The organism is Bacillus sp. L75, assembly GCF_003676355.1.
Classification (GTDB): domain Bacteria; phylum Bacillota; class Bacilli; order Bacillales; family Bacillaceae; genus Bacillus; species Bacillus velezensis.
On the sequence record NZ_ML064902.1, the window covers coordinates 422,185 to 434,881 of the forward strand.

The 12,697-nt window shown below is 46.4% G+C and carries 8 protein-coding genes; all 8 read right to left on the minus strand.

The features are described 5' to 3' along the window. Positions 1-125 precede the first annotated feature (125 nt). Positions 126-845: an RNA polymerase sporulation sigma factor SigE gene (gene sigE / locus D5S11_RS05345; protein WP_007409714.1), complete on the minus strand. Its 720-nt coding sequence runs from the start codon at positions 843-845 to the stop codon at positions 126-128. A gap of 57 nt (positions 846-902) precedes the next feature. Further along, a complete protein-coding gene (gene spoIIGA / locus D5S11_RS05350) occupies positions 903-1,832 on the minus strand; it encodes a sigma-E processing peptidase SpoIIGA (protein WP_007409713.1) in 930 nt (309 codons plus the stop codon). Between the two features lie 216 nt (positions 1,833-2,048). Continuing rightward, a complete protein-coding gene (locus D5S11_RS05355) occupies positions 2,049-6,344 on the minus strand; it encodes a S8 family peptidase (RefSeq protein ID WP_108724983.1) in 4,296 nt (1,431 codons plus the stop codon). Positions 6,345-6,617: 273 nt separating this feature from the next. Then, on the minus strand, positions 6,618-7,766 hold the full coding sequence (gene ftsZ, locus D5S11_RS05360; RefSeq protein ID WP_003154424.1) for a cell division protein FtsZ: 1,149 nt from the start codon (positions 7,764-7,766) through the stop codon (positions 6,618-6,620). Between the two features lie 35 nt (positions 7,767-7,801). After that, positions 7,802-9,115, minus strand: a complete 1,314-nt coding sequence (ftsA, locus tag D5S11_RS05365) for a cell division protein FtsA (RefSeq protein WP_003154425.1) — start codon at positions 9,113-9,115, stop codon at positions 7,802-7,804. Between the two features lie 549 nt (positions 9,116-9,664). Further along, a complete protein-coding gene (locus tag D5S11_RS05370) occupies positions 9,665-10,453 on the minus strand; it encodes a cell division protein FtsQ/DivIB (protein WP_007409710.1) in 789 nt (262 codons plus the stop codon). A gap of 128 nt (positions 10,454-10,581) precedes the next feature. Further along, positions 10,582-11,493, minus strand: coding sequence for a UDP-N-acetylmuramate dehydrogenase (gene murB, locus D5S11_RS05375; RefSeq protein WP_007409709.1), 912 nt, complete (start codon positions 11,491-11,493; stop codon positions 10,582-10,584). 25 nt (positions 11,494-11,518) lie between these two features. Then, entirely contained in the window at positions 11,519-12,610 is a 1,092-nt protein-coding gene (gene murG, locus D5S11_RS05380) for an undecaprenyldiphospho-muramoylpentapeptide beta-N-acetylglucosaminyltransferase (RefSeq protein ID WP_003154428.1), read from the minus strand. Between the last annotated feature and the right edge of the window lie 87 nt (positions 12,611-12,697).

Here is a 12,697-nt window from a genome sequence, read left to right on the forward strand (position 1 = left end):
TAGGAGCTGCTGTACAACGTTAAGTATCTCCTCGGGTGGGAAAAATATGCACCGCCATTTTACAGAAATAAACATCCGGCGACGGCAATCCTTGCGGCAGTAAGGGCTGTCAGATGGAAAAAATTTTACACCATTTTGTTAAACTCTTTTCTCAGTCTTTTGATAATCCGCTTTTCGAGCCGGGAGATATAAGATTGTGAAATCCCCATCATGTCGGCTACATCTTTTTGAGTTTTTTCTTCTTCTCCGACAAGCCCGAAACGCAGTTCCATAATCTGCTTTTCTCTTTCGTTTAATTGCTCAAGCGCTTTTTTCAAAAGTTTTTTATCCACATTGGCTTCAATGTCTTTTGTAATAATATCATCATCTGTGCCGAGCACATCCGAAAGCAGCAGCTCGTTTCCGTCCCAATCAATATTCAGCGGTTCATCAAAGGACACCTCTGAACGGATTTTATTGTTTCGGCGCAAGTACATTAAAATTTCGTTTTCGATACATCGCGACGCGTAGGTGGCGAGTTTGATTTTCTTTTCCGGATTAAAAGTGTTTACCGCTTTGATCAAACCGATGGTGCCGATGCTGATTAAGTCCTCGATGTTGATGCCGGTATTTTCGAATTTGCGGGCAATGTAAACGACAAGACGTAAGTTTCTCTCAATCAGGATGGCCCGCGCCGCCTGATCCCCGCTCGGCAGCTTTAATAAGAGCACCTGCTCCTCTTCTTTAGACAAAGGCGGCGGCAGCGCCTCGCTTCCTCCTATGTAATACACTTCATCGCTTTTCAGTCCGAGTTTCATCAGCCATTTATACCACAAATATGTCAGACGCAGCTTAAGTTTTTTCATCTTCCTCCCCCTTCTAAATACAACGCGTTTTGAGTATGATGAATAACAGACTTTTCGTCAGGAAACATGTTTTACAGCCTTCCCTGTCAGCATCTTCGGATGAACGATTCCGTCAAATTCACCGTCCGCGGATAATGGTTTTGTGCTGATGCCGATCAGGCATTTTTCACAAGCGATCATTTCGTCTTTTGTTAAAATCGTGACGTAATCCGGCTTTAAACAGAGTAAAAATTGATTGTCCTGGCCGACGCCCCTGTATGGAATCAGCCTCAGCTTATCCGCATGGCGGAACGAATCATCAAGCTGCTCTATCACTTCAAGCGGACTGGCGGATTTGATGAGGTCCGTTTCCTTTTCGCTGAGAATCAGAGCGAATTTGTCAATGTGAAGGATCATGACCGGCGTTTTCGTCAGCGGATCATACAGCTGATTCCCGGAATCCACCAATCCTTTCGCGCGGATTGTCTGTCCGCTGAATTCCGCCTGCACCATGACAAGTTCATCGTACTGAATGGACTTCGTCTCGATGTCTTCAATTCTCTTTTTCGAGAAAAACCATATGGCCGGAAATCCGATAACTACAAACATCCAGCTGATCGGGTCGCCGAATCCGGTCTGGCTTGTGACCATTACCCCTTGCTGCACAATTGATTCTGTCTGCAGCAGGGAATGTACGCCGATCATTCCCCCGCCGACGAGAAAAGTCGCGAAATAAAAGGCGAACAAATTTTGAAAAAAGTATCGGAACCGTTTAAAGCCAAAAGCCGTAAGCACGATGACTACTGAAAACGCCATTTTTCCCGCCGGATGCTCCACAAAGGGAGAAACAGGCGTAAACATCAGAAGCACAATGGCTGACCCGATGAAACCGCCGGCGGCCACTCTTCTTTTTTTTACCTGGCGTTTTAAAATAAAGGCGGTCAATAAAAGCAAAAGAGAATCAAAACAAAAGTTCAACAGCCAAATGACATCCAGATAGATTTTCACATCTGACCCCTTTCCTCTTTTGTCTTACTTATCTGTTTCTCTCTCTTGTTTCATAAGTATAAAGCAAGCTCTGTGGGAAAGTCTGTCAATTAATGTTGAGGGTAAAGTACAATTTTTAAGGGATAACCGTTTTATTTGTCGAGGGCCGAAAGGGTTGCTTTCCTATTGTCCGCTTCAACTAAAAAAGCGCTGCCGTGATCTGGCAGCGCTCTGTTTTTACTCATTGATATAAAGTTTTCCTTTAGCCGTCTGTCTCGTTTCATTTCCGTAGTCATCTCTTGCGATAACGTCAATTTTTGCTCCGCTTGCTTTGATGGAAGAGGTCGCCGTCCAGTAACCCTCATATCGTCCCGGAGAAATTTCTCTCAGCGGAAGCTCTGTTGCGTTTTGGCTCCCTGCCCGGGCGTTTGTCAGAGGCAGACGGATAACGAAGGAAGCGTCTAATTTCTTTCCGCTTGAAAAAGCGATTTTCACTGATTCTCCGGCTTTTAATTCCTTATCCGCTCCGGGAACCAATCCGGAAATGACGGGAGCATTGTAATTGACATCGATTACCGTCTTTTTCGTTGTTTTGTTACCCGCTTCATCTGAGGCCGTGACCTTGATCTCATTGCTGCTGTTTTCCAGAAGGGTTCTCGCTTGATAAGAACCGTTATTTACTTCAGCTTTTTTTCCGTTCACCTTTACCCATTTTAAATGGGCGTCGTGCACTTTTCCTTTTACGGTCACTGCTTCTTTATTTGTTTTATCACCGTTTGCCGGACTGTCAATCGTCACATCCGGCTTATCCTCATCCAGTATGACCGTGACAGGGCGTGACTCATCGGTTGACCCGCTGTCTGTCACAGATGCCGCCGTCAGCCGATTGGCATCTTCAGTGAGTGTGACGCCGGCCTGGAAATTGCCGTCTGCATCTGCTTTCGTTTCTGCGGCGGTTTTACCGTTATTGGTAAGACGGACAGCGGTTTTTGGTGAAGCCGTTCCTTTCACCGTGATTGACCTCTTGTTTGTAAATGACCGGTCTTCAGGCGACGTTATTTCAGGCACAGAAGCTTCGTAGTCGACCAAAGCCCTGATCATAAAGTTTCCGTCTGATTTATCGGTTTTAGACCAGCGGCCGTCGAGGTATTGCCAGTTTCTGTTCGAGTACGGACTGCCGTCATCAGATGACAGGGCAGGTGTATAAGGATCGGGTTTCGTCTGGCGGAACACAAGATAAAAATCCTTTCCGACCGCGATTCCTTTTGAGCTGAGATCCACTTTGGTCCATTCGCCGTTTCGAAGCGCTTCAGCTTGGAACGGGCCGGCAATTTTGCTGCCCGGAGCTCCATCAGGGCCGGATGCATCATATACTTCTGCTTGGAATTCGGTACCGCCCGGATCAGGCCAGTCGGCGCCCCAAAATTTAAAAAGGCCTCCCGTCAGCATACCGTGTTCTTTTCCGTCTTTAAGCGTCATCTTTACGGCAGATTTGCTGCCGGCTTTAAAATATGACAGCGCGGCTTCTTCCGCTCCGTTATCATAGGCAATTTCCCCTTCATAACCGATATACGGCTTAAGCTTGACGTTTTTTTCAGCATCTCCTTTGATGTCAACGGAAAATTCGCTATTGTAAAAGCCTTTTGCCGCTACTTTGATTGTGTAGGAGCCTTCGTACGCCTTAAGCGAATATTCCCCTTTATCGTTTGTCACCGCCGGTTCAATTGCGGCATCCTCAGCCACATAAAGCGCAGCCCCTTTTACCGGTTCGCCTGTTGACTGATTGGTGATGGTTCCTTTTAGCGTGCCGGACGGCATTTGCTCCAGTGTAAAGTCTGCCTGTGCGGTTTTGTCTGATTGAATAGAAACTTGTTTCGAAGCGGACTTAAATCCGTAAGCCTCGGCTTTCAGCGTATAGCTTCCCGCCTTATGCGACAGGCTGTAGCTTCCGCTAACAGGGTCGGAATATACGGATTTCCCCGTCTCGGCGACACTGATTTGCGCTCTGAGAGGGAGGAGGTTTGTTTCACGTTTTACTCTTTTTCCGGGTGATTTCACTGCCGGTTTGGCCTGTTTCGGACTGACTGCTTTTTTCTTCAGGTGGCCGGGAGGTGTTTGTCTATTGTGTTTACTTTTTTTAGCCGCCTTGCCGAGAGGGCTGCTTGAAAGCCGGACATCATCGATATACCATCCGTCTTCATTGAGTACTTCGTCTGACTGCATATTAAACATGAGCTTTATGTTTTGGCCTTTATACGCAGATAAATCTGCCTCTTCATCGTTCCATCCTGCGGAGTCACCATTGTAAACGGCCGCCTGCTCCCAATTTGATTTTCCTTCCGGAAGAACGAACACATACCCGTAATCAAAAAATTCTTCGAGCTTGTGCCAGCTTTTAAATTGCAAAAACAGCCGTCCTGTTTCCGGAACTTGAATCGGAGGCATCACCAAATTCATGTTGGCTGAATCGGCATAAGGGCCGGACAGATTCGTCGCATACACTTTATCTCCGGAAAATGCGGCGCCGGGCCCTGAACTCGGGATACCCCATTCCCATTGGTCGTGTGTCCCGTAACTGGACCAGCCCGCCGGCTGTGATTCAAAATCCTCTTTGTATCCCGCCGTAATGCTCGGTTTCACGTCAGCCCGGTACGTATCAGATTCTACAGAATGACCTCCGAAATCTTTTATGGTCCATTTATAACTTACCTTGCTTCCCGTTACATCCGGAATCTCCGCCTGGTATGTTCCCTTTTTTTCATCACCGCTTTTTTGAACGGCGGCTGTCGTTTTCCACTTTCCTTCATCAAACTGATAGGAAAGGCTGACTTCAGTTACACTTACATCGTCTTCTGCTGTAACCGTTAACGGAAGGTTTGCCCCTTTGTAAGCCGCTGAGACCGGTTCATGGTGAAAGCTGGGCGGATTGTGATCTTCGCCCGCAGAAGAGACCTTGCCTTCTACGCCTCCGATTCCGTCCGTTACGGCAGAAACGGCATCAAAAGCGTTAACGAGACCGTGGCCGTAACCGTTATTCGGTGATTCCGGAAAAACGGAATCTGTCAGCTTTTCGGCGGTGCGCGTCAAAACGTCTTCCATTTCATCGACCGTAATAGAGGCGTTCGCCTGCCTTAACAAAGCCGCCGTCGCCGCCACATGCGGCCCGGCCATTGAAGTTCCGTCCCAGCCGCCTTCGTATGTTCCTCCAGGAATCGAAGAACGGATATTCACTCCCGGAGCCGAAATGTCCGGTTTTGTTTCATGATACGGTGAGGGGCCTTGAAGTGAGAAATCAGCGAGTTTCTTGTCGATGTCAGTCGCACCTGTCGCAAATGCTTCAGGATAATTGGCCGGGTTTGCGATTGAACCCGGTCCTCCCGGTGTAAATAAGTCTTCATTTCCCGCAGAGAATTCCGGAAAAATCCCTGCCGCTCTCCACGCATTCACCATATCGCGGTACCACTCGTCCATTCCCGAACCGCCTGCCCAGGAATTATTGACAACATCCGGCGCCATCTCGGGATGCGGCGTGCCGTTTTTATCTTTAGGCGCGAGCACCCATTCACCGGCATCCAAAATATCGGCATCAGTTCCTCCGTCATCTGAAAATGCTTTTACTGCGATCCATTTTGCCCCCGGAGCCACACCGATTTGATTTGAGCCGTCAGGTTCTGAACCCGTCATGGTCCCTGTTACATGAGTGCCGTGTTCAAGATCATCGTAGGGAGCGTCTTTATGGGACACGGCATCATACCAGTTCATTTCATGATTCGGCGCTGCGGGATTTTCAGGATCGTAACCCCGGTATTTTTCTTTAAGCGCCGGATGATCCCACTGAACTCCCGTATCAATGGAAGCGACAACCGTGCCGGTTCCGTCGTATCCTGAAGCCCAGGCCTGCGGCGCATCAATTTGGCTGATATTCCATTCGATGCCTTCCTTTGCTTTGATCTCTTTTTGTTTTTTCTTCATTTGAAAAGGAGCTTTTGATTGTCGTTGAGTAAGCTGACGTTTTTCATTCGGAAGAACTTTTTCTACTTCAGGAAATGAGGCGGCTTTTTCCATTACCTCTTTCGAAGCAGTGACTGCCATTCCGTTAACAATATAATAGGAATGGATGTGATCAGCCTTGCCTTTCTTTTTTTGTTTTTCCAAATATGTTTTCAGATTCTGCTGCGCATCATGAGCCGCCAGTTTTAAAGAAGAAACGACGGCTGACCGCTTTTGATATTCGGTTTTTGCTGCGGAAAGCGATTGAGACTTGGCGTTTTTTTCTGCTTCTTTGACCGCTTTTTTCGTATTGGCTTTCTCTTTAAATTTGATAAGAAACGTGACTTTATCATTTTTTTCAAAACGCTTCTTGACTGAATCGGAAATCTTATGCTGAATGCTCTTAGAGGAAGAAAGATCTTTGGTGAAAGAAACTGCCCCCGGTGTGCTGTTCGCTCCGGCTGCACCCGGAAACAACAGGGAACTGACGACAATCGCGCTTAAAACGGAGCCTGTCCATCTGTTTCTTGTTTTTTTCTTCAATCGTATCCCCCCTTATTTGGTAACGCCCTATAAAATGTGTATCCCTCCTTCATAATTGGAATCGTTTGTCATTTCGATGCTGTACGTTAAATGTAGACAATCTTCCATCCAGATATTGTCGCATTCTGTAGAAAGCCGTATGAAACTAAAAAACAATCAATTCGTCATAGGTATAAAGTTTCTTTTTTCACTGTATAGATCATGGGGATAGGAAGGAAGACTGTACACAAAAAAGAAAAAGGACAAAACCATGTGGTCTTGTCCTTTTTTACATCAGCCGCGTTTGTTGCGGTTTCTTAAAAATGTAGGAATGTCGAGGGCATCATCCGCCGGCTGTGATGTATGGCGGTTCACCGTGTTTTGATGCTGTGTTTCTTCTCGTTTCGGCTCACGTTTCGCAGCGTTTTGGCTTTGAGACTTCAATCCTTGGTTTAAAGTCGGACGCTGCGGTTTTGAGTCATCTTTTTCCTGTTCGATAAAACCGGTCGCAATAACGGTGACGACGATTTCATCTTTCAGATTTTCATTGATAACTGAACCGAAAATCATGTTGACATCAGGGTCGGATGCAGAAGCGACGATGTCGGCTGCTTCCTGCACTTCGTAGAGGCTCAGGTTTGTACCTCCCGTAATGTTCATCAAAACACCTTGCGCTCCGTCGATTGCCGCTTCCAGTAACGGACTGGAGATCGCCTTTTTGGCGGCTTCAGCAGCACGGCTTTCGCCCGTAGCGATCCCGATACCCATCAATGCTGAACCTTTGTTGGACATGATGGTTTTGACATCGGCAAAGTCCAAGTTGATTAAACCAGGCGTCGCGATGAGGTCAGAGATACCTTGCACCCCTTGGCGAAGCACGTTATCAGCTTCACGGAATGCTTCAAGCATCGGTGTGTTTTTATCGACGATTTCAAGAATGCGGTCATTCGGAATAACGATCAGTGTGTCAACGGCTTCTTTCATTGCCGTGATACCGCCTGCAGCCTGCAGCTGACGTTTTCTTCCTTCAAATGTAAACGGTCTTGTTACGACACCGACAGTCAAAGCGCCTAAGTCCTTTGCGATTTGCGCGATAACCGGTGCGGCTCCCGTTCCGGTACCGCCTCCCATTCCGGCTGTAACGAACACCATGTCAGCACCTTTTAGCGCTTCTTCGATTTGTTCCTTACTTTCTTCAGCGGCTTTTTTGCCGACTTCCGGATTCGCTCCCGCTCCGAGACCGCGGGTCAGCTTTTCCCCGATCTGCATTTTCACTTCCGCTTTTGACAGGTTAAGAGCTTGCGCGTCCGTGTTTACCGCAATGTACTCTACACCCTGCACTTCATTTTCAATCATTCGGTTGACCGCGTTATTACCGCCGCCTCCTACTCCGATTACTTTAATTGATGCTAAGCCGTCTATGTTTGTTTCGAAATCCAACATGCTAAATCCTCCTAATCTGCCGAATGACTATCAATCTATTCCCAAAACATGCTTAATAGTTTTTTCATTTTGCTCGGTTTGTTGTGTTCGGCTTGTGTTTTTTGTTTTGCTTTTGGACGCTGCTGCGCCTCTGGCCGCTGATGATGTTCTTCTTCGTGAGAGACCGCGATTTCCTGCACGGCTTCTTCCGGCATATGAAAGCCTATTTTTCTTCCCTGAATTCTGGCATTTCGGCAGGCAAATTGTATCAAGCCGACACCCGTCATATACTGAGGGTCCCTTACACCGATATAATTCGGGCTTGCGACCCTTACATTGTGCCTCAGCACTTCCTGTGCCAATGAAAGCACTCCGGGCATTGCGGCCTGTCCGCCGGTCAGCACAAAGCCGCCGGGCAGATCTGTAATTCCCATATGCTCAATTTCGGCTGCGGCAATCTCAAGAATCTCTTCCACTCTTGCTTCAATAATATTGGCAATTTCCTGCTGTGTAAAAGATTGCTTTTGATTCGTTCCTATGACGGTGACTTCAAATACTTCATCTTCTGAAGCCTCATCGTAGAATGCATGTCCGAATTGTTTTTTTACTCTTTCAGCCTCTTCGGTGGAAGTGCGCAATCCGATCGATACATCTTTCGTGATGTTTTCGCCTCCGAGCGGAATGACGGCTGTCTCCTTCAGGTGCCCCTGTTCAAATACCGCCACCGTCGTCGAGCCGCCGCCGATATCAATCATGGCGACTCCGAGGTTTTTTTCGTCTTTTGACAAAGCCGCCGAACCGGCCGCAAGCGGCTGCAGGCAAATATCAGTAATTTCAACGCCCGCTCTCTCCACACAGCGAAGTAAATTATGTAAGATCGTTTTGGAGCCGGTAATCAGCGTGCCTTCTACTTCCAGGCGCACGCCGAGCATTTTTTTCGGATCGGTAATTTCGTCTCTTCCGTCAACAATAAACTGTTTCGGAACGACGTCTACGATCAGCTGCTCATGCGGAACTGACACGACCTGTGCCGCTTCCATTACCCTGCGGACGTCTTCAACGTGAATTTCTTTGTTTTCACTGGAAACAGCGACAACGCCGTTCGTATCTTGAATATGAATATAATTTCCATTAACGCCGACAATGGCTTTTTTCAGCGGAAAACCTACCATTCTTTCAGCTTGGTCAAACGCTTTTCTTATAGAATGAACGGTTTCATCTATATCAACGATTGAGCCTTTTTTCAACCCTTCAGACGGTACATTTCCCACTCCGATAATGTTAAGGGAATCATCTGTCATTTCTCCGACGATCACTTTTGTATTGGACGTACCGATGTCAAGACTGACGTAAAGTTCATTGTTGTTCATTCTATGGCACCTCCTCACATTTCGATCAAATTCTATTCTATTATTTGCGGAACAACAATACAATGAATGTGGCTTTACAAGTGTGTAACAAAAACAACAGCATCAACAAATTCTTATCTGATTTCTCACAATTTATGTTTAATGAAACTATTCGTTATATTCTATGTATATCCTCTTTTATATCGTATTTTTTTTATTTTTTTTAGAGACGGCCCACCTTACCGTAAGATTTCCTTTCACGGTGCCATACTGTGCAAACCAGATGCAAATATACCCGCTTTCCATTAGTCTACACTAAGATGAACCTCCAGAAAAGCTATAGATATTGCCAGAAACATCCGAAAAAAGAAGAAACAGGAGGAAAATTCCAAATGCAATGCTCATTGCAGAAGACACGCCCATTGCATTGAGAATTTTCCGCTTGTCCGGCAGCCATATCCCGGGCAAAAACAAACATAGTCATAATGATTCCGCTATCGGTTATATCGGCTGCCCCGCTGATTGTAATAGATTCTTTTGAATCACCTTGAAATTAGTTCTTTAGAACTATTAATCATTTTCTTTTTTCTTGCCGGATTTACCTTTGTTAAATTCTTCAAAATACGTAGCGACTTCTAAGTGGATAATCCCCTTTTTCCCGCCGTCCAGCTGGGAAACGATAGATGGATAGGTCTTCATCCGGCCGGCAAACGTTTTAATAGAAGCGGTAACTACATACCCGTCGTTCATATACAGCTTGATCCGGTCCTGATCCATTTTTACCGGTGTATAATAGATTTCAGAAATCGACTGCTTAAGCGAACCGGAAAGCTTATCAAGCTGCTCCGCCATTTTGACCCGCTTTTTCGCGTTTGTCCAGTCAACCAAAATCGGGCCCGCGTCATCCGGCGTGACTTCGTTCGGCAGCACAGTGCCGTTTTCGAGCACTTCATAATATACATCATGTCGCTGCAGATACGCGATCGTCTTGTATTCTTCAATGTGAATGCTGACTTTGTTAGGAAATACTTTTGAAAGTTCCGCCTTTTTCACCAGCTTATTCTGCTCAATCTTTTCTTCTGTTTGTTTCTTGTTCAGACTCCAGAACTCGGTTTGTCCGTTATGTATATCAGAAAGCGCGTTGATCTCTTTTACAGACACGTTTTCGTTTCCGGAAACGGTGACAGAAGACACTTTGCTGATCGGCATCTGCAAGTACACGATGATCAGCACCATCATAAAAAAGAGCACAATGAATGAAATCAGCCGGCGGTTTGCTTTTTGCTTCCGCTGCTCTTTGATTTTCGGAATCCGCTCTTCAATATTTACAATTTTTTCTCTTTCATGATTTGGGTTCACTGCCTGTCCACCTCACTAAGAATGAAACAGCTTGACATTCGTCTGATTGAAAAACAAACGGCATGCTGTGATGCCGTTTGACATTTGTTAAAAGTATATCACATGAGCTCACGTAATCAGAGAACCTTTTAACGATTCCCTCCGATGATTTCAACTTCTGTATGCATGTCAACATCATACTGCTCACGGATTGTCTTTTTCACATATTCAATCAGGTCGAGAACGTCCTTGGCAGTCGCTCCGCCGGCATTGACGATAAAATTCCCGTGCATTTCGGACACTTTTGCTCCGCCGATCTGATGTCCTTTTAATCCCGCTTTTTCAACGAGGTTTCCGGCATGATCCGGCAGCGGATTTCTGAATATGCTCCCGGCGCATGGGCTTGAATACGGCTGAGTGTTTTTTCTGTAATCTTTGTTCTGCTGCATTTGCGCCGTAATGGCTTCCCGTTCCTTTTGCTCAAGCTGAAGAACTGCCTCGAGACAGACGCCGGGGCGTTTTTTCTGCAAAACAGACGTTCTGTAGCTGAAATCCATCTCTTCGTTTGTCAGCCATTCGATTGTGCCGTCTTCAAATAAGATACGGGCTTTCACAAGAATCTCACTCATATCAGATCCGTGCGCCCCGGCATTCATATAGACGGCTCCGCCGATTGATCCAGGAATGCCCGCTGCAAATTCGAGACCGGACATTCCTTTTTTACTCATGGAAGTCGCAAGCCGGACGACCGAATAGCCGCCTCCGACCGTCACCTGATCACCGTCAATCTCCAAATGATCCAGACCCGCTCCCAGCTTGATGACAACTCCTCTTATGCCTTCATCAAGCACGAGCAGATTTGAACCGCGTCCGATAACCGTCCATGGCAGATCATGTTTCTTCACAATATCCATAATATCTTTGACCGCTTCCACACGGTTGGGGATGATTAAAATGTCCGCCGGACCGCCGATTTTCATCGTTGTATGGTTCGCGAGCGGTTCTTGTTCCAGCACTTTGCCGACTTCGCGGTCTCTTAATTCCTGAATTACGTTCTCCATCATAAACCTCCGCATTCCATTTGCTCTATTTTTTTATGTCTTCCATGATACTGTACAGTCTGGCTGCCGCATCCGGAACACCGAGTGATTTTGTCCGCTCACTCATGTCTTTTAAGGTTTCTTCATTCATGACGATTTTGTCCAGCGCAGCGATCAGTTTTTCTCCGCTGAGCTCGGTTTCCTTCAGTACGATTGCAGCGTCATGCTGGCTGAGCGCCTTCGCATTGACTTCCTGGTGATTGGCTGTCACATACGGGCTCGGAATAAGCACGCTCGGAATGCCGAGAGCGGTGATTTCCGCAATCGTCGTCGCTCCGGCTCTGGCCACAATGACATCAATTGATTGTAAGTACTCCGGCATTTGGTGCAAAAACGGTTTTGTCACCATATTATCAGCGGCTTTTCCGCCTTTCAGCTCAGCCGTTACCTTCTCGTAATGCACTTCCCCGGTAATATAAAGCACTTGGTAAGGTCTCGTTTTCAATTCTTCCTGCATATCTATAACGGCACGGTTAATGGGAGCCGCGCCTCTGCTTCCGCCGAAAATGAGCACCGTTTTTTGATTGTCTTTCAGCCCGAACTCAGTTAATGAGCGGCCTGTCTTAATTGAGACGACTTCAGAGGCTCTCGGGTTTCCCGTAAACACAACTTTTTCAGCAGGAAAATGCGATTTTGCCTCTTCAAAGCAAATTGCTACCTTATTAACATATTTCGAGAGAAACTTATTTGTGATGCCGGGCAGGCTGTTTTGCTCATGAATGATCGTCGGAATTCCCATTTTTGCCGCCGCGTATACAACCGGACCGCATACATAGCCGCCTGTACCGATAACGGCATCCGGTTTAAACTCTTTTAAATATGATTTGCTTTTCTTCACGCCTTTTAAGAAACGCATGACGGTTTTTACATTTTCAAAAGAAAGTTTTCGTTTGAAACCTGTAATTTCAATGGCGCGGAACGGGATATTTTCCCGTTCAACAATTTTTTTCTCAAGACCGTTCTCTGTTCCGATATACAAAAATTCCACATCCGGATGCCGGCGCTGAACTTCTTTAATAAAGGCCAGGGCCGGATAAATATGTCCTCCGGTTCCGCCTCCGCTTACTGCAATACGCATTCGTATGTCCCCCTTAATCACATAGCGATAACCCTGTTTTTTAGGACAGGGTTATTGATGTTGTCTGTTTTTTTATAGATAACGAAT

Coding starts and splice junctions, on each gene's coding strand:
- ftsZ (WP_003154424.1), bottom strand. CDS start 7,766: ATGTTGGATTTCGAAACAAACATAGACGGCTTAGCATCAATTAAAGTA.
- murG (WP_003154428.1), bottom strand. CDS start 12,610: ATGCGTATTGCAGTAAGCGGAGGCGGAACCGGAGGACATATTTATCCG.
- ftsA (WP_003154425.1), bottom strand. CDS start 9,115: ATGAACAACAATGAACTTTACGTCAGTCTTGACATCGGTACGTCCAAT.
- sigE (WP_007409714.1), bottom strand. CDS start 845: ATGAAAAAACTTAAGCTGCGTCTGACATATTTGTGGTATAAATGGCTG.
- murB (WP_007409709.1), bottom strand. CDS start 11,493: ATGGAGAACGTAATTCAGGAATTAAGAGACCGCGAAGTCGGCAAAGTG.